Origin of the sequence: Sphingobacterium bambusae, assembly GCF_033955345.1 — a bacterium.
Taxonomy (GTDB): domain Bacteria; phylum Bacteroidota; class Bacteroidia; order Sphingobacteriales; family Sphingobacteriaceae; genus Sphingobacterium; species Sphingobacterium bambusae.
In genome coordinates this window covers 630130-646764 of sequence record NZ_CP138332.1, presented here as the reverse complement: position 1 = coordinate 646764, position 16635 = coordinate 630130, and the positions used below count along the sequence as shown (strand labels likewise).

General features: G+C 47.7%; 21 protein-coding genes. 20 read left to right on the top strand and 1 reads right to left on the bottom strand.

Annotated elements, in window-relative coordinates:
* The first annotated feature begins 15 nt into the window (after positions 1 to 15).
* The 18 genes from SCB77_RS02860 (at position 16) to SCB77_RS02775 (ending at position 14804) form a co-directional block, all read left to right on the top strand.
* The gene (locus SCB77_RS02860) at positions 16 to 654 is read left to right on the top strand and encodes a ParA family protein (RefSeq protein WP_320184917.1); all 639 of its coding nucleotides are present in this window, start codon (positions 16 to 18) and stop codon (positions 652 to 654) included.
* Positions 647 to 1024 (top strand): hypothetical protein, encoded by a 378-nt coding sequence (locus tag SCB77_RS02855; RefSeq protein WP_320184916.1) that lies wholly within the window; start codon positions 647 to 649, stop codon positions 1022 to 1024. Before SCB77_RS02860 ends, SCB77_RS02855 begins: the two co-directional genes overlap by 8 nt.
* On the top strand, positions 1021 to 1359 hold the full coding sequence (locus SCB77_RS02850) for a hypothetical protein (protein WP_320184915.1): 339 nt from the start codon (positions 1021 to 1023) through the stop codon (positions 1357 to 1359). The genes SCB77_RS02855 and SCB77_RS02850 overlap by 4 nt, the downstream gene beginning before the upstream one ends.
* Before the next feature lies 1 nt (position 1360).
* The gene (locus SCB77_RS02845) at positions 1361 to 1672 is read left to right on the top strand and encodes a DUF4134 family protein (RefSeq protein WP_320184914.1); all 312 of its coding nucleotides are present in this window, start codon (positions 1361 to 1363) and stop codon (positions 1670 to 1672) included.
* 29 nt (positions 1673 to 1701) lie between these two features.
* Positions 1702 to 2016 (top strand): DUF4134 domain-containing protein, encoded by a 315-nt coding sequence (locus tag SCB77_RS02840; protein ID WP_320184913.1) that lies wholly within the window; start codon positions 1702 to 1704, stop codon positions 2014 to 2016.
* Position 2017: 1 nt separating this feature from the next.
* On the top strand, positions 2018 to 2320 hold the full coding sequence (locus SCB77_RS02835; protein WP_320184912.1) for a DUF4133 domain-containing protein: 303 nt from the start codon (positions 2018 to 2020) through the stop codon (positions 2318 to 2320).
* Complete coding sequence (locus SCB77_RS02830; protein WP_320184911.1) at positions 2292 to 4781, top strand: TraG family conjugative transposon ATPase; 2490 nt, start codon at positions 2292 to 2294, stop codon at positions 4779 to 4781. Before SCB77_RS02835 ends, SCB77_RS02830 begins: the two co-directional genes overlap by 29 nt.
* A gap of 19 nt (positions 4782 to 4800) precedes the next feature.
* The gene (locus SCB77_RS02825) at positions 4801 to 5463 is read left to right on the top strand and encodes a hypothetical protein (RefSeq protein WP_320184910.1); all 663 of its coding nucleotides are present in this window, start codon (positions 4801 to 4803) and stop codon (positions 5461 to 5463) included.
* Positions 5460 to 6116, top strand: coding sequence for a hypothetical protein (locus tag SCB77_RS02820; RefSeq protein WP_320184909.1), 657 nt, complete (start codon positions 5460 to 5462; stop codon positions 6114 to 6116). Before SCB77_RS02825 ends, SCB77_RS02820 begins: the two co-directional genes overlap by 4 nt.
* Positions 6117 to 6178: 62 nt before the next feature.
* Positions 6179 to 6805: a hypothetical protein gene (locus SCB77_RS02815; RefSeq protein WP_320184908.1), complete on the top strand. Its 627-nt coding sequence runs from the start codon at positions 6179 to 6181 to the stop codon at positions 6803 to 6805.
* Positions 6806 to 6810: 5 nt separating this feature from the next.
* Positions 6811 to 7602: a hypothetical protein gene (locus tag SCB77_RS02810; RefSeq protein WP_320184907.1), complete on the top strand. Its 792-nt coding sequence runs from the start codon at positions 6811 to 6813 to the stop codon at positions 7600 to 7602.
* The gene (locus SCB77_RS02805; protein WP_320184906.1) at positions 7577 to 8740 is read left to right on the top strand and encodes a plasmid transfer protein; all 1164 of its coding nucleotides are present in this window, start codon (positions 7577 to 7579) and stop codon (positions 8738 to 8740) included. Before SCB77_RS02810 ends, SCB77_RS02805 begins: the two co-directional genes overlap by 26 nt.
* A 5-nt stretch (positions 8741 to 8745) precedes the next feature.
* On the top strand, positions 8746 to 9366 hold the full coding sequence (gene traK, locus SCB77_RS02800) for a conjugative transposon protein TraK (protein WP_320184905.1): 621 nt from the start codon (positions 8746 to 8748) through the stop codon (positions 9364 to 9366).
* Positions 9344 to 9754, top strand: a complete 411-nt coding sequence (locus SCB77_RS02795; protein ID WP_320184904.1) for a hypothetical protein — start codon at positions 9344 to 9346, stop codon at positions 9752 to 9754. The genes traK and SCB77_RS02795 overlap by 23 nt, the downstream gene beginning before the upstream one ends.
* Positions 9751 to 10926, top strand: coding sequence for a conjugative transposon protein TraM (gene traM / locus SCB77_RS02790; protein WP_320184903.1), 1176 nt, complete (start codon positions 9751 to 9753; stop codon positions 10924 to 10926). Before SCB77_RS02795 ends, traM begins: the two co-directional genes overlap by 4 nt.
* Before the next feature lie 19 nt (positions 10927 to 10945).
* Positions 10946 to 11785, top strand: coding sequence for a conjugative transposon protein TraN (traN, locus tag SCB77_RS02785; protein ID WP_320184902.1), 840 nt, complete (start codon positions 10946 to 10948; stop codon positions 11783 to 11785).
* A gap of 43 nt (positions 11786 to 11828) precedes the next feature.
* Positions 11829 to 13820, top strand: coding sequence for a type IV secretory system conjugative DNA transfer family protein (locus tag SCB77_RS02780; RefSeq protein ID WP_320184901.1), 1992 nt, complete (start codon positions 11829 to 11831; stop codon positions 13818 to 13820).
* A 174-nt stretch (positions 13821 to 13994) separates the two neighbouring features.
* Entirely contained in the window at positions 13995 to 14804 is an 810-nt protein-coding gene (locus SCB77_RS02775) for a DUF4099 domain-containing protein (protein ID WP_320184900.1), read from the top strand.
* A 57-nt stretch (positions 14805 to 14861) separates the two neighbouring features.
* On the opposite strand, the gene SCB77_RS02770 is transcribed toward SCB77_RS02775, so the two are convergent.
* Complete coding sequence (locus SCB77_RS02770; protein WP_320184899.1) at positions 14862 to 15086, bottom strand: hypothetical protein; 225 nt, start codon at positions 15084 to 15086, stop codon at positions 14862 to 14864.
* Positions 15087 to 15245: 159 nt separating this feature from the next.
* On the opposite strand from SCB77_RS02770, the gene SCB77_RS02765 reads away from it, so the two are divergent.
* Positions 15246 to 15791, top strand: coding sequence for a M23 family metallopeptidase (locus SCB77_RS02765; RefSeq protein WP_320184898.1), 546 nt, complete (start codon positions 15246 to 15248; stop codon positions 15789 to 15791).
* A 19-nt stretch (positions 15792 to 15810) separates the two neighbouring features.
* Positions 15811 to 16587: a DUF4099 domain-containing protein gene (locus tag SCB77_RS02760; protein WP_320184897.1), complete on the top strand. Its 777-nt coding sequence runs from the start codon at positions 15811 to 15813 to the stop codon at positions 16585 to 16587.
* Positions 16588 to 16635 lie beyond the last annotated feature (48 nt).

Here is a 16635-nt window from a genome sequence, read left to right as displayed (position 1 = left end):
TTTAAATGGATCATTATGGTCATCTTATTAGGAAACCAGAAAGGCGGAGCAGGGAAAAGTACCGTAACACTGCTACTGGCCAATTACCTTGCCGTTAACAAAAATCGGCCTGTTACGGTCCTCGATATGGATTATCAGCAGTCGATCTCCTCCAAATATGAAAAGGCGCAGCTTACCGAAAGCATGCTTCCCTATGAAGTGCTGGCTGCTGACCTTCGTGATTTTCCGGATTTAATGACCGTGCTGAGCAAGAATCCAGACGAGATCGTGCTGATCGATTTGCCCGGAAAAATGGATGACGATGATCTGATTCCAGTGATCAGGTCTGGTGATCTTATCCTTTGTCCCTTTGGCTATGACCAGTTTTCGGTCGATTCAACTTTGCTATTTGCCATGGTCGTCTCCAAGATAAACACCTCGGCCCCTTTGCATTTTATTCCCAACAGGCTCAAAAGTGGCGTCAAATACCAAACCCGGCTAGAGGTGGATAAGGCGCTAGCTGGGTTTGGCCACGTAGGAAGGGGCTTTCCAGACAGGATCGACTTTCAGCGGGTGGATACCACCTGCATTCCCACTATCCTTTTGCCCGTGGTACTTCCTGTGCTGGGCGAGATTTACGCGACCTTTATTGAAAGAGAGGAAAACGATGCGTAATATTCGCTCACTTGCTGATCAGATTCGTGATGAGCTTAAGGGCAAAGAGCAACCGGAGAAGGAGATTACAAAAAAGGTTAGTGAAGAAGCAGAGGCAAGTAAGCCTAAATCATCTAGAAAAGTTAAAGCTGATCCGCATGAGGAACAGGCTGCTGCATTTTTTCAGGCTATCGAAGACTTTAAGCCGAAATATTCCGAGAAAAGTATGATCCGACTGGATGCGCGAACCATCAACCTCCTTAAACGCATCAAGCTTACCAAGAACATTGATATGAACCGCTTTATTGTGTACAGCCTGCACCGCTACCTTGAGCAGCATCCTTGGCTGGCTGAACATATTCAAGAAACCATCAAAAATACAGAACTATGAGCTGGACTACTTTTACCCTTAGTTTGGTACTGGCGTACCTGATCTATTATGTTATCAATCTGCTCTATGACCGCTGGCTGGCCGGCAAAGTAGGTGTGACAGCAACCGCAGAGGAAAAACTCTACTTTGAAGATGATGTGGTGCCCGAGCTAATCACGCTGGAAGAACCTGATCTGGAAGTGGAGGTGGGGTCAGCCTCCGAGATGCAGACGGCACCAGCACCGTCGACGTCAATCAGTTCGGTTGCAGAATCAACCGGCGGAGTAAGTCTTGGGGAACTGGTGCGCCTAGCCAAGGATAACCTGATTGAGCACACGCGTGCCATTTCGTACTAGGATGCGGAATACCAATCGCTTTAAAACTATTCTAATAAGTACCTTTCTCTTTTTTCCTACGCTGCTTGCCGCACAACCGGGACTTTCTGAATTCTATGGCGTCAGCTCGGAAGTTGGGCGCTGGTATTATGCGCTCTCGGACTTTGTGTTGGTACTGGGTGCCATTGCCGGCATACTCGGCGGGCTGCGCATCTATGCAAACTGGCAGAGCGGCCGTCACCACCACATCGATGCGCAAGTGATGGGCTGGCTGTTTTCCTGCCTCTTTCTGACCTTGGTCAGCGCTTTTCTAAAAGCCCTTTACGGCATTTAATAATCCATTCATCCTTTAATTTTTTATCCATGACAGTAAAGACCAGAAAACTGTTTGCTACCGCTTTGGCGGTAATGGTTGCATCCGAGTCGCTGCTTGCCCAAACGGGCGGCGGAACAACGGGGATCAACGCGGCAACCTCCTCGCTGACCAGTTACATCGATCCGGTATCTACTTTAACCCTTGCCATTGGCGCCGTGGTTGGGATCATCGGCGGGGTGCGCGTGTACATCAAGTGGAACTCGGGTGATCAGGACATCAACAAGGAGCTTATGGGCTGGGGTGGTTCCTGCCTTTTCCTGGTGCTCGTATCCGTGGTCATCAAAGCCTTTTTTGGCGTTTAACATGCGCAGGTATGCAATTTACAAGGGGCTCGAGCGGCCCCTTGTTTACCGCGGTTTTAAAGGGAAGTTCATCGGTTGGGGGATCGGATCACTGGTGCTCGGACTGGTAGGTGGTGGTCTGCTGGGCGCGCTCAGCAGTATGTACCTTGGCGCCGTGGTGACGCTCGCCATTATAGCAGGCGGACTAACTTTTACCTTTCAGCGCCAGAAAGGTGGCCTGCATGTTAAAACGCGCAGCACAGCGCTATTTGTTCACCAAACTAAGCTGAAAAACTATGGCAAAACAACATCGCGAAACCTTTAGGTTACCCTACATCGGGATAGAAAGGCAGGGGAGCCATACGCTACTCTACGGTGAGAAGGGGGAGTTTTCGGTGCTGCTGCAGATGCGTAACCTCGCTATGCAGCATGGCGCCGATCCAGAACCCTACACGGCTTATCACCAGCTGCTGCTCAACCTAATCAAGATTTTGGGCGAAGGGCATATCATCCAAAAGCAGGACGTTTTCTCGCGCAGGAACTATGAGGCGCCCCAAGCCGCTGAATTTCTGCAGCAGCGGTATAATGCACATTTTCAGGGTCGAGCCTACACGGATTTATCGACCTATCTCATCATTACCAAACAGATTAAAAAGGGTCGCTTTTATGTCTATAGCCCGAAGGCTTTGCTCGATTTTACCCAGCAGGTAGATAAGGTGATCGATCTGCTGGAAGGGGCAGGTCTAGATCCTAAGCCACTTGATGAGCGAGCAATCAATCAATACGTGAGCCGAATGTTAGCGATGGATTTTAGTTCGGATAACATTGTACTGGATAATATCCGTGCGGGCGATAGGAATCTGCTCGTCGGCAACCGCGCACTCCGCAGCTTAAGCCTTGTGGACACGGACACTATCGATCTGCCCGAGGATGCTGCAACGCATGGCACCCGGCAGGAAGGCGGCAACCTGCGTAACTTTCCGGAGGATAACTTTTCTTTTCTTCACGGCGTACCGGATTATCACTGCCTGATTTATAACCAGCTCGTGGAAATTCCCGCACAGCAGCTCACCTTGAACAAGCTGCAGCTAAAACGAAAGCGTCATTCGGGCGTGCCCGATCCGGCAAACCTGATATGCGTGGAAGATATCGATCAGCTGCTGGTGGATGTATCGCGAGAAAATCAGCTGTTGGTGCATGCGCATTTTAATATGCTGATCTGCGCCGATACGGATAAGATTGCAAAAGCAGGGAACTACATCGAGGCGGCACTTTTTCAGCAAGGGATTATTCCCTCTCGCAATGCCTACAACCAAATGGAGCTTTTTCGTACCTGCCTGCCGGGAAATGGCGTGGAATTGAAGGCCTATGACTGGTTCCTGACGACCTCCGATGCGGCGATCTGTTTCTTTTTTAAGGAATACCTGCAAAAGGATGAGCAGTCGGACTTCCTTATTCGCTTTACCGATAGGCAAGGCATTCCCGTTGGCATCGATCCTTCGGATCTGCCCATGAGGACAGGACGAACAAACAACCGCTCTCGCTTTACGCTCGGTCCCAGTGGGAGCGGAAAGTCATTTTACATGAACGCGCTGGTGGAGCAGTATTGCCTGTACAACATGGACGTGGTAATCGTGGATACGGGAGATAGTTATTCAGGACTTTGCAGCTACTATGGTGGGAAGTACATCACCTATACAGAGGAGAAGCCTATCTCGATGAATCCCTTTTCGATTTCACAAAAGGAGTATAACCTGGAAAAGAAGGATTTCCTGAAGACGCTGATCGCCTTGCTTTGGAAAGGGTCTGATGGGCAGCTAAGCCAGATCGAAGACACCGTGATTTCCAATGTGCTTTCTTCCTACTACTATGCTTATTTCTGGTCGGATGGTAGCAACGATTCAGCTTGGCCGAGCGTGTTAAACTTTGATTCCTTTTACAGCTACTCGGTGGATCGGATCAGCGAGATTACGGCGCAGGAAGCGATCACCTTTGATCTGGACGAGTACCGCTATGTGCTGCGGAAGTTCCACACCGGAGGTGAGTTTGGTACGGTGCTCAATGAGCAGGCTGATTCTTCGCTTTTTTCTGAACCTTTTATTGTCTTTGAAATAGATAACGTAAAGGAGAATAAGGTTTTATTTCCGATCGTCACGCTTATCATTATGGACGTCTTTCTGCAAAAGATGCGACACCGTCGTGACCAGCGTAAAGCCCTTATCATCGAAGAGGCATGGAAGGCTATTGCTAGTCCGCTGATGGCGGGCTACATTTTGTACCTCTATAAAACGGTTCGGAAGTTCTGGGGAGAGGTGATCGTGGTGACCCAAGAGTTGGGCGACATCCTAGGCAATCCAGTAGTCAAGGACAGTATTCTTGCCAATTCGGATACGATATGCCTGCTGGATCAGTCCAAGTTCCGCGAAAATTACGATGCTATCGCCAAACTACTTTCTATTACCGATACCGAGCGCCGAAAGATCTTTACGATAAATCAGCTTGACAACAAGGAGGGACGCGGACGATTCAAGGAGGTCTATATCCGACGCGGATCCACGGGTGAGGTTTATGGCGTGGAGGTTTCACTCGAGCAGTACCTGACCTATACCACAGAGAAGCCGGAGAAGAACGCCGTGCTGACCTACGTAGAAGTGTATAAAAATTACCAGCAGGCACTTGAAGTTTTTGTGCAGGATATGAATGCTAGTGCATTGTCTCTCGGTGATTTTGTAAAGAAAGTCAATGCGCTCGGAACTCCGCTTTCCTGCAGGGATATAATCCACTAACATGTTAATCAATAGCTATATGAAACAGTTATTTATCTTTTTATTCGCTCTATTTTGGGCGCCGCTATTACGTGCACAGATTTACATTGATCCGGCAGTGGCGGCGGCAACGGCCGTGCATTCAGGTATTATCGATCAACAGCTGGATAACACCAACGAGCGGTTGACGCTTATCCAGCGTGGGCAACTTGCCGTAACCGGGCAACTGGTTATCGTGAATGATATGCAGGATAAGATCTACAGAGGGCTGAGCGAGGTTTCAGCGATCATGCGAAACCTGCTGGCCATAAAGGATATCACCCAGATCGGGGCTGATATTGTGCGCGACACCAATAAAGCGATTACGCTTGCCGGTAGCAATCCTGCGCTGCTGCTATTTGCTGAGCAGGGAGCGATGGAGTTTAAGAACCGATCCATTGCCCTCGCTTCGGAGGTAACCAGCTTTGTGACTAAGGGTGGCGCGGACAATCTGATGGACTCGGGTGAACGGGCGAAGCTGCTCAACAGGATCGTCTCGGAGATGACCATCCTGCGCGGTGTGGCTTACGGGATGTATCGCGCCATGTACTGGGCAAAGCAGCGCGGCATTCTGCAATCGCTGAACCCCTATGCAGGCTTTATCAATATAGATACCCGCATTGCGGACGACATCGTTCGCAATGCCAAATACCTCCGGCAATGAGATGGTTTTTAATTATTATACTCTATTTGTTTGTAGGTATTAAATATTCCTTTTCTCAACTGAATGTAGAACTGATTCACCAGCTGGTTGCCGAAAGTAAATCGGAGAACAGTAGGCAGAACGAGGCTTTTAACCGGCAGACGGTAACCACGGCAAATGAAGAAGTAAACCGAGGGAAGACGGCAACTTTCAAGCAGAAGTATCGCCGGTTGCAGCAGCGATTCCATGCGCTTGGTTTAGTGATCGATGCCGCGCAAATCGGCATGCAGGCATGGCCAATCATCGCCGATATCCAAAATCAGCAGGCACGAATATTTACGCTGGCAAAAGATGACCCTATCCTGATTGCCATGGCTTATCAGGTGGAGCTGGACCTTTTAGATAAAGCCACGCAGCTCAGCAGCTATCTGTACGCGCTGCTGATCTCGATCGGTGACCTTAACCAGATGAAGGCAAGTGACCGTAAGATGCTCTTTGGCCATGTGCTCATCGAGCTACGGCTGATTGCGGGAAGTTCAAGGGGACTTGCAAATTCCATGTACCAACAGCAATTGCGGCATGCTAGTTCAGCAAACAATCCATTTTCGGCCTTTGTCAATCGTGACCGGCAGCTGGTCGATAATATACTTTCCAAGATTGATCAACTTAAATAGTAGTGCATATGGGTTTGGCTAAATATTTAATTATATGTGCGATATGTCTATTTGGTTTACATGTGACTTTTGCGCAGAGTTACGTTACGATCGTCTACGATGCCAAGCATTTGGCAATCGTTAGTGAGAATGCAGCGGTACGATCGGCTGCTGAACTTACGCATCATGAGTACCTCAAGACGATCAATAATCGGCTAGACGATATCAATGTTAACCTTTCCTCGGTGGTGATGGTGCAGCGGATGATTCATCGCGCGCTGACCGAGGTTGACCAGGCCTTGAAGAGCGGTCTTATGCTAAAGCATGTCGGATCGATTTCCACAGAGATCATTGCGGAGTGCAATAGTATATTGGAAGCGGCCAAGGGCTCTCCGCATCTAATACTTTTCGCTGAGGATGTAACCATGCAGATGAAAGATCGAGGCATTCGGCTGGTTTCCGAGGTTTCGGACTTTGTGCTTAAGGAGGGCAGTAATGTACTAATGGATTTCGAGAAGCGGGATACGCTACTGGCAAAGATACTTTTGGAGCTGCGCGTTATGCGCTCACTTTGCTTCAGTGTGCACCGAGCAATGTATTGGGCGAAGCTTCGCGGTATACTTCCTTCGCTGAATCCTTTTCAATCTTTCATCAATCGAGATCGGCAAATGGTGGATCAAATCATTTTTCAGTATAACCTTTTAAAATAAGTTTTATGTTTAAGTTATTTAAAGTAACACTTTATGTAATACTCTATGTTTTTTCGGTTGATCTGCATGGGCAGAACGTGAAATATCAGACGGATAAGCATGTGGTCAACCAGCAGGAACGGATGGTATTTAAGCAGTGGGATCGTAAAAAGTTTACCCCGACAAGGGGATTTCTGAGTCTCAACTATCAGTACTGGCTCACCTGGGGTCTGCATCCCAACTATCCCAAAACGGATCTCCGTCCGCTGAGTGCTGGCGGACCACAATCCCGAAGGTTACTCATGGTAGCGGCCATGAAAAGTACCGAGGAAGCCTACAAACTGCATGCGGATACCTTGCGCAATACGGCGCTAAGCGAGACCGCTAATTATGCTGGAATAGCCTCCGGGACAGATCCGCTTTGGCAGCTCTACTATAAAAGGGAGTTTCAAGATCTACTGGAATATAATGAGGGCGATCTTTTTGAGGGACTTGAACCGGTAGTAAAGGCTTACTTGGAAGAGGGCGGATCAGTCGATTGGTATCGGCAGGAAAGCCAAATGCTTCGAGAGCGGCTAGAAGCAGCACGAACAACCAACCTCGATCGGGGATCACGGATAATCGCCTATCACCGAATGCTGGGAGAATACCGAAAGCTACGGGCTATATGGGAGACTAAACGCCAACGCGCCGCGCTCTATCTGTCCATAAAGGATAAGGTAAAAGGGCTGCAGGAAAACAGTACGGTGGCCATGGCGGCTGGAGGTAGGTCAGATGTGCAGATTGCCGACGATGTTCTTTCACGCGCTAAATTATAATCCGATGAGCTTACTATCCATTATGGGCGTTATGCCCTTACTACAGGCGCAGACCGTACCAGACTCCTTTAAAGATTCTTTTAATTTCTTGCAGGGTAACGGCATCTACGAGGAGGGGATGATGCACTTTTTAAAGCAGATGAAAAGCACGATCTGGACGCATTACGATGCCTTTACTAGCGATGCACAAGCCCTCAGCGCAATTTTTATGCTAATCTTCTTTTCTATCCGGGCCTATGAAATGATGGCTGGAGACAAGCAGCTAGAGATTATGCCGCTGCTGCGTCCCTTTGGACTGATCATGGTGATTCTCTGGTGGCCGAGCTTTACGCGCGTTGTGGCTTATCCAACGGATATTGTTGCAGCCAAAACCGAGGCGATGTTCGACGGTAGCCAGACGGAGATTAGCAATCTTCGTTTGCAGCGCGCAAAACTCATGGCAGACCTTTCCAATCAGATAATGACGGTGCAGGCAGAGGCCGAGACGGCAAAGACGGAGGCGGATACTTGGTATGAAAATGCCTGGGAATCGGTGCAGTCTAGCGTCAAGGAGGGCTTTGCTTCGGTATGGAACCCAATTGTAGAAATGCGGAACCGCCTGCAGGCAGGCTTTCAATTAATGATGACTTCGCTTGTCGAAACTTTGGCCATTTGGCTGTTGCGGATTTGCGTGTACGTGATATTTATAATCCAGATTATCTTCTCAACGATCCTGATCATTCTTGGTCCCTTCGCCGTGGCTGCAAGTATCCTGCCGGCATTCCGTGATTCCTTTTCCACCTGGATTGCCCGCTTCGTCTCGGTGAATCTGTATTCCGGCGTGGCCTATTTGGTGATGTATATCGCTTCGCTTTTCCAGCACTATGCGATGGAGGCAGAAATCAGCCGCTATCAGGTGCTGGTCGGTACGGATGGCGCGGATCTGGAAAAGATAGCTTGGTTTCTTGGTAATGGTCTGCTGTCCTTTGGTATTGTGATCGTCACCTTTGTGATTGGTGCACTGACCATGCTTACCGTTCCCAGTATCTCTACATGGATTGTCTCCACTTCGGGTGTATCTTCCGCGGCCTCGACCATGGGACGCCATGCGCCAATGATGAGCGGTTTGGCAGGAAGACTTCTTGGTAAATCTAAATAGCTGCTATGATTATTAAAAACATCGAGGGTAAGGTACGCCTTGCCACTTTTATTGCAGGGGGAAGCCTTGTCGTATCGCTGCTGATCAGCGTGATCGTTTCTTTTTTTGCCTACAGGCAGGTAGCCTCAGCTCGACAGAGCATTTACATCATGGATTCGGGGAATGTCCCGATGCGCGCTTCACAGACCGATGTGCAAATGAACCGCGCAGCAGAATACCGCTCACACATTGGGCGCTTTCATAGCTTGTTCTTCTCCTTAACGCCGGACGATAAGTTTATTGAATACCAGATGAAGCAGGCGATGTATCTAATCGACGAGAGCGGTGCCCTGCAGTACAATAATCTCAAAGAAAAGGGATTCTTTAATTCTATTCTTTCCTCCAGCGCTGTGCTGACGATACGTACGGACAGTATTGTGCTGGATTTGCCTACTCGTTATTTCCGTTTTTACGGCACCCAGAAAATTGATCGGCGTAGTTCTACCATCACACGCTCGCTAGTCACCGAAGGCTACTTGAGTGATCTAGAGATTCGCTCAGAGAACAATCCCCATGCGGTGCTGATCACCAAATGGAAAACATTGGAAAATAAAGATCTACAAAATGTCCAAAAAAACACACTCTAATCCGTTAGAAGGTAGGTTGTGGCAGGCATTAAGGACGAAGCTTTCGCTCGTGCTAACTCGCTATCCAGCGTATCTTTTTGCAGCCATGATCTTCTGCATGGTCATTTCCGCTGTTTGGGTGTTTAGCGCCAGAAGGGCTGATATCAATATGGCTGCTTTTGAGTCTCCACGTCCTAGGTTTATGCTGCTTGATACCCTTGGTGCCAAACTGCCTTCCTTCGCAGAAACCTATGGTGCTCTTAACAGGGTGTTAGCATTACAAGCCGAAATAGGGGCGCTGATCGAAAAAGATAGCCTGAGCTCCTCGGACAGTATTGCTTTAATTGGTGCGCTAGACAAGTTTGAATCCCTTCAGCGATCCATGCAACCTAAAAATAATTTACCATGAAAATAGATGTTAATAAACCGCGGTACGTTGTGCCGCTGATCTTGCTTCCCTTTTTATTTATCTTCTTTTATATCTATAAGTCGACTTTCGATAAGCAGGAACTGCCCCAAGCGGGCAAGGACTCCCTGCAGACTGGAGTGGCCGATGTATCAGTTCAGGTGCGTGATAAAGCCCTTTCAGGAAAGCTGGATGCTTACCGTAACCAGTATCGTCAGGCTGATGGTTATACGGCTGTCGGCTTGATCCAAGAAGAGGAAACGGAGAAGGAAGTGCCCGGGACGCTGTATAATATGCGCGAGCGGGAAATGCTCGACTCGATCGATCGAGCCATGAAAAATAGGTATAGCCCAGCGCAGGAAAAGGGCTTTCCGAGTGCAACCATCCAAAGACCTTCCTTTGACGCGGAAGGTCGCGCGATGGAGGAAGCTTTGGCAAGGCTGTCCGCTCCACAGCGGTCAGCTACCGGGGAGACCGTTAAAGTTAGCGAAGACCCTATGGACTTGTTTCGTAAGCAAATGGCGCTGGTCGATAGTATGGGAAAAGCAAACGACCCGGATTACCAGGCCGAGCAGCAGCGAAAGGATTTGGAGCAAGAGCAGTTGGCTTTGGCAAAGTCCCAGCCTGCGCTAATGGTTAGTAAGGCCGCTGGGCACACGGATGGCTTCAATACGGTCGTGCCAGCGAAATCGGAAAGCTTTATCTCGGCCATAATTGACCAGAACATCACGGGCTATGTCGGTTCGCGGTTGCGTATTCGTCTGCTGGAAGACATCGTGGTAGGTAGCGTACCGATAAAAAAAGGTAGTTATCTGTATGCGCAGATATCGGGTTTTTCTGGACAGCGGGTCAACTTGACGATTACTTCAGCCATGATTGGCGAGCAGATCTTGCCCATCAATCTGGAGGTCTATGACCATGATGGCATGCGCGGTCTTTTCGTACCGGCTTCCGAGTTTCGAGAATTTACCAAGGAGCTTGGCGGTAACGCCTCGCAGGGCATCACCATGCAGCAAATGGAAACTAATAGCCAACTGGCCATGAGCATGGTACAGAAGGTATTCCAGTCAACCAGCACGGCGGTCAGTAAGATGATCCGCCAGAACAAGGCCAAGATCAAGTACAGCACAATCGTTTACCTGATCGATCCCCAGCAGTTAAAAACACAGTTCTAAACCCATTCACAAATTTTCTATGAAATCATTTTTGCTATCTATGCTGGCATGCTTTGCCATGCTTTCGCTTGTTGCTCAGCAGCCGGCAACCTTCAGAAGCCAGTTGCCGCAGATACTGCTCGAAAAAGAAGTATCACTTCACATCCTTTCGCCCGAACCGATCAGCTATGTGGACATTTCCTCCAACCAGGTGATCGGCGATCTGCCCCAAGAAAATGTGCTCCGCTTAAAGTGGAAGCCTGATTCCGTAGCGCAGGGTTTTAGTGACGTTGAAGGAAGTCTTGGCGTGCTCACCGTCGTTGGTGAGAGCTTTATGGCACAGTATGAACTTTCCTTTAGCGACAGGGCAGGCAGTTCTTTTATTCCGGCGAGTTACAGCATCTCGCCCGAGGATATCAAGCCACTGGTAAGTATGGCTACTATTCCTACTAGTGAACTTCGCAAGCGCGCGCTTACGATGCTTTCTATTCGCAGGTTTCGACCACTTCGAAAGGTAAAGGCGCATGGTGTGAACATGCAATTAAATGCGGTCTACACGGTGGGCGATCTGGTGTTACTGGATATCACGGCGACTAACAGCACAAATTTGAGTTACGAGATTGACCAAGTGCGTATGAAGATCGAAGACCGTAAAATCACCAAGGCCACCAATGTACAGGCTATAGAAGTGGAACCTATCTGGCAGCTCTATGGCCAAGGAACCTTTAAACGCAGTTTTCGGAATATCTATGTGCTAAAAAAGATGACATTTCCGGCGAATAAAATCTTGCATATCCAGCTTTCCGAAAAGCAACTTTCTGGGCGGACGCTTGATCTGAAAGTCAAGTACAAGGATATTCTCGAGGCCGATACATTTTAGGAAAGCTGCCGCTAGGCTATTTTTTACCTCAAAACTAGTTTACATGGAAGAATCTAAAGAGCAGCAGTCCTTGCACCGCTTCTTGCAGTTTGCTATTTACGTGCTCGTACTGTTCGATATCCTGTGTTTTGTTGGTGCTGACTATATATTGGAGCTAGCAGGGGGAGCTCGTCATGCGGTTACAATGATCTTGGGAAAACTACTGGTATTCAAGATTTACCAGCATCCGTTTTACTGCAAACTCTTTACGCTGATGATTATTGCGCTTGTGTCGATTGGAACGTTAAGCCGTAAAAAGAAGGATCTGGAGGTTGGAAAGGCCATTGCTTTACCTTTTTGTTTGGGACTGTTTTTCTTATTGGTTTCCATATGGGCTTACGACCAACTTGGAGATACAACTGTCGCTGCGATTGTTTGGTTTAAAAATGGGTATGTACTGCTGACCATTGCAGGAACAGTCTTGCTACACCTTGCGCTGGATAATATGTCCAAAGTGATCAGCTCCAAACTAGGAAAGGATAGGTGGAACATCGAAGGGGAATCTTTTATGCAGCGCACCAAACCGAAGCTTGGACGCTTTGTTGTTAATATTCCGATGCTGTTCTATTATAAAGGCAAGGTACGCAAGGGCTACGTGGTGCTGGAGAATGTGTTTCGCGGGACGCTGCTAATCGGTACCCCGGGTAGTGGGAAGAGTTTTGGGGTGGTGATGCCGGTGATCCGGCAGTTTGTTGCCCTAGAATTTACCATGCTGATCTACGACTTTAAGTTTCCCGATCTGGGAAAGGTGGCCTACTACCACTACCTGCTGGCTAAGCAGGGAGGCAAGTGTGAGGACTACGACTTCCATGTGGTTAATTTAACTGAGCCCGAGAAGAGTAGGCGACTGAACCCTTGGCGAAGTGAGTACCTGCAATCTTTAGCCGATGCATCCGAGACAGCCGAGGCGTTGGTGGAAGCGATGAAGAAAGGGGATAAGTCGGGCGGGAGTGACCAGTTCTTTACGCAATCGGCGATCAACTTTCTGGCTTCCTGCATCTATTTTTTTGCTAAACATGAGGATGGTCGCTATTCCAGCTTCCCACATGTGCTTGCCTTTTTAAATCGCTCTTATGAGGAGATCTTCACGGTGCTGTTCTCCAATCAGGAGCTAGAATCGTTGCTTTCTCCCTTTATGACAGCCTTCAAGGCCAGAGCCTTTGACCAGCTCGAGGGGCAGGTGGGAACGCTTAAGGTTTTTATCAGTCGTCTTGCTACCAAAGAAACCTTTTGGGTGTTTTCAGGCGATGATTTTGAGCTGAAGATCAGTGACCCACGTAATCCATCCATCTTGGTGCTGGCCAATGACCCTAACACGCAAAGCATCAACTCGGCCTGTTACTCAGTCATCTTAAACCGCATAACACGTTTGGTGAACTCCCGAGGAAATAAGCCGGTGGGATTGATAATTGATGAGGCGCCTACGCTATATGCCCATAAGATCGAAAACTTGATTGCCCAGGCGCGAAGTAATTTGGTTGCTGTGCTGCTGGGGCTTCAAGAGCTTCCCCAGTTCAAGCAACAGTATGGCAAGGAGACGGCAACATCAATTACCGCCGTGGTGGGAAATGTACTTTCTGGATCGGTACGTAATAAAGAGACGCTTGATTGGCTAGAGCGCATTTTTGGTAAGGTCAAGCAGGTCAGCGAAGGCCTTTCGATAGATCGTAACAAAACTTCTGTATCGATTTCCGAACGTCTGGAACCGCTCATCCCCGCGGGAAAGATTGCCGCCCTCAAAGCGGGGGAGATGGTAGGTATGCTGGCCTCGGACGCTGTTGAAGATTACACGGGCAAATATGAGCCATCGGCGATCAACTGCCGGATCAATTTAGACGTAAAGGCGATCAAGCAGGAGGAAGCACAATATCGTGATCTACCGATGTTTTATGATTTTGCTGGCAAAAAGGAGGAAATCCTACTGGCGAATTTTGCCCAAATCAACTCCGAGGTCGCGGAGATCGTGATGGGATTCCGGCCAGCGAACAATGCATAATTCGCTAATGCCGATGGCAAAAATCATAGTAATGGCGTATAGAGCTACATTTTTTAAGTGAGATTGCCATCTATATGCATTATCGGTTTACAGCATCAGCGCTGCATCTTAATCAATCCCCTTTAATATTCATGGGGATTAATTAGCTAGCGTAAAAAACAAAACAGTCATTTTATGGACAAACTATTCAATGAACAGGATATTCCTGTAGGAGAATTACGTAAACTGGGATTGCTTAATAATGGCAAACCAAGGTTATCTGAGGCCGATATGGATGCCTTGTTAGCAGGACATCGTACGGATCTCATTACTTTGCAGGATATTAATGCTGATGGTATTCATATCAAGAAAATGGACGCTAAATTGTCTTTGGAAAGAATGCCAGATGGACATATCACGTTACAGCTTCACCCCATATACCGTGATGTAAAGAAACATCCGCTTTTATTGGATGCCGAAGCGGAACAGCTTGAACAGGGAAAACTGACCCATGTGCTGAAAACCTATATGGAAAATGACGGTAAGCGTAAATCTTATGTGATCGAGTACGATTCGGAAACGAGGGAGTTTATCGCTGCCGACCCGGATAAAATAAGAGTGCCGGCGATGATCAATGGAGAGAAACTGTCTGATTTGCAGAAAGAGCAATACAGAAATGGATCTGTTGTTGAACTTTCCGATGGGACACGCTTACAACGCAGAGCAAGTAGCCGTAGTGGTGTCACCTCGAATCGGGAAGCGCTGATGTATTCGCTCGTCCTTGATGGTGGTATTTCTTATCTATTGCTTCGAAGTCTCCGTAATCTATTCGGTATTAAGTCCAAACAAAAAGATCCTTATACCGAAGGCTACCAAAGAGCACTTCAGGATATGCAACAGCGAGAGCGAAATAAACCGGTGATGCTCCAAAATTATGCTGCTGATCCGAGACATGATCTAGACAAGCAGCAGCAGCATGATCAGGGGAAAAGCCGGTCTCGCTAGTTCGCTATGCTGTCTTTAGGCTAAATAGTTCAACTTGAAGGTCAATTAGCCAAAGACTTAGGTTTTGTTGTAAGCATCCAGTGCTTCATAAAAATCATTGGCATGCCGGATGGTCTTCCTGAAAAACTGGCTAAATAGTTCCAGTTGTAGGCCAATTAGCCATAGATCCACATTAACGGGATCCGTTTGGAAGTTGGCTTTTTGCCATGCGAAGAAATCTTCCCGTGCTTTCCCGCGAAGGACCATTTGCCTTAGCGGATTGTTTCCACCTATTCTGTCCATGATTCTATCAGGTTAAAATTCATTAATAAAAGATATATTAATATTGGTTGCTACAAATGTACTATTTATTTAGTGCTATCTACGCTACTGGCTGCGCTTTGGTTTTACGCGCATAAAAAATACTTGATCTCCTTTATTATGGTTAAACTTTTTCTTTGCATGCTACTAGTAATAGTATTTTTCATGGGACTAGCTTATAATGCGTATGGGCAGGTTACGGCGAAGTTACCGACATCTAAAAAACATACAGTACATGAGGGTAGTAGTTATGATCGAAAGGCTTCTTTGGTAGATTCGATGGAAACGATCGTCGTTTGTAGTCCGTTGCGCAAGCCAAAGACTACCTCATCTTTTGGCATACGTCGACATCCGGTAACTGGTAGGACTAGTTTTCATAATGGCGTTGACCTTACTGCTGATGATCCCGTTGTGATGGCAATGTATCGAGGCATTGTGGTCGAGACCGGAGAGCATCCCTTGCTGGGGATATTTATTCGAATCGATCATGGAGGCGTCCACAGCATTTACGGGCATCTCTCTGCTTGTGTTGCGGCCGTTGGTGACAAGGTGCGCGCTGGACAGGACATCGGCATCCTGGGACGAACGGGAAGAGCAACGGGGATTCACCTACATTTCAGTGTGCGGATTGGTACGCACTATATTGATCCAATTAAGTTCCTGTTAGAACTACAGGGCAATTTCTAAACAAATAATCCTTAAATCTATGCACTACTTATTTAAAGAAGCAGAGCTTCCCCGTGAAGCGCTGCAATCACTAAATCTGTTCAATAATGAAAAGGTAGCTATCGACGACTACGATCTAGAGGCTATGTTTGCTGGACGGCGTTCTGCTTTAATCGCCATTAGTGATGTAGAGCTTAATAGCTTTCGTATCGCTCGGATGGAAGTGAAGCTATCTCTTAACAGAACAGACTCAGGTGAAGTCGAACTGCTCATCCATCCAGTTTACCGAAGTCCTCAGCCGCATTATTTGCTTGATCAACAGGCTATGGGAACGCTAATGGATGGTGAACAGCCGAATCATGTGGTAGAGCTAAACGTTGGCGATGATAAAGTTAGGCGAATGGTGGTGGAGTACGACGCTGAAACGCGTGAATTCCTGGCCTATGATGCTGCCAGTGTAAAAGCGCCGGTAATGGTTAATGGCGAGGAGCTAGATGCTGATCAACGAGAAGCTTACCGACTTGGAAAGCAAGTAACCATCTATGATGATACCACGGTCCAATACCGCGTGTCAGAGCCCAAAGGCATGTTATCCAATACGGAAAGAGTGATCCTAAGTTTTGAAGATGATGGTAAGCTCAGACATGTTATGCTCCATGAGCTACGAAACCTTCAAGATGGCTTTCATAGACAGCTTGATTACAATAGCAGCTCTTACCAAAACGCATTGCAAATCATGCTGAAGAAAGATTTTCCGCATTTGGTTACAGCTGATCAGCAGGTTAATGAGCAGCGCGAGCGTTTTCGATCTCGTTAGCCACTTTTCAAATTTTAATCTCTTCCAAAATTCTATTTCAATCAGTCA

Coding starts and splice junctions, on each gene's coding strand:
- traN (WP_320184902.1), top strand. CDS start 10,946: ATGAAATCATTTTTGCTATCTATGCTGGCATGCTTTGCCATGCTTTCG.
- traM (WP_320184903.1), top strand. CDS start 9,751: ATGAAAATAGATGTTAATAAACCGCGGTACGTTGTGCCGCTGATCTTG.
- SCB77_RS02775 (WP_320184900.1), top strand. CDS start 13,995: ATGGACAAACTATTCAATGAACAGGATATTCCTGTAGGAGAATTACGT.
- SCB77_RS02765 (WP_320184898.1), top strand. CDS start 15,246: ATGCTACTAGTAATAGTATTTTTCATGGGACTAGCTTATAATGCGTAT.
- SCB77_RS02825 (WP_320184910.1), top strand. CDS start 4,801: ATGAAACAGTTATTTATCTTTTTATTCGCTCTATTTTGGGCGCCGCTA.
- SCB77_RS02760 (WP_320184897.1), top strand. CDS start 15,811: ATGCACTACTTATTTAAAGAAGCAGAGCTTCCCCGTGAAGCGCTGCAA.
- SCB77_RS02855 (WP_320184916.1), top strand. CDS start 647: ATGCGTAATATTCGCTCACTTGCTGATCAGATTCGTGATGAGCTTAAG.
- SCB77_RS02830 (WP_320184911.1), top strand. CDS start 2,292: ATGGCAAAACAACATCGCGAAACCTTTAGGTTACCCTACATCGGGATA.
- SCB77_RS02810 (WP_320184907.1), top strand. CDS start 6,811: ATGTTTAAGTTATTTAAAGTAACACTTTATGTAATACTCTATGTTTTT.
- SCB77_RS02780 (WP_320184901.1), top strand. CDS start 11,829: ATGGAAGAATCTAAAGAGCAGCAGTCCTTGCACCGCTTCTTGCAGTTT.
- SCB77_RS02845 (WP_320184914.1), top strand. CDS start 1,361: ATGCGGAATACCAATCGCTTTAAAACTATTCTAATAAGTACCTTTCTC.
- SCB77_RS02850 (WP_320184915.1), top strand. CDS start 1,021: ATGAGCTGGACTACTTTTACCCTTAGTTTGGTACTGGCGTACCTGATC.
- SCB77_RS02795 (WP_320184904.1), top strand. CDS start 9,344: ATGTCCAAAAAAACACACTCTAATCCGTTAGAAGGTAGGTTGTGGCAG.
- SCB77_RS02860 (WP_320184917.1), top strand. CDS start 16: ATGGTCATCTTATTAGGAAACCAGAAAGGCGGAGCAGGGAAAAGTACC.
- SCB77_RS02835 (WP_320184912.1), top strand. CDS start 2,018: ATGCGCAGGTATGCAATTTACAAGGGGCTCGAGCGGCCCCTTGTTTAC.
- SCB77_RS02770 (WP_320184899.1), bottom strand. CDS start 15,086: ATGGACAGAATAGGTGGAAACAATCCGCTAAGGCAAATGGTCCTTCGC.
- traK (WP_320184905.1), top strand. CDS start 8,746: ATGATTATTAAAAACATCGAGGGTAAGGTACGCCTTGCCACTTTTATT.
- SCB77_RS02820 (WP_320184909.1), top strand. CDS start 5,460: ATGAGATGGTTTTTAATTATTATACTCTATTTGTTTGTAGGTATTAAA.
- SCB77_RS02805 (WP_320184906.1), top strand. CDS start 7,577: ATGTTCTTTCACGCGCTAAATTATAATCCGATGAGCTTACTATCCATT.
- SCB77_RS02840 (WP_320184913.1), top strand. CDS start 1,702: ATGACAGTAAAGACCAGAAAACTGTTTGCTACCGCTTTGGCGGTAATG.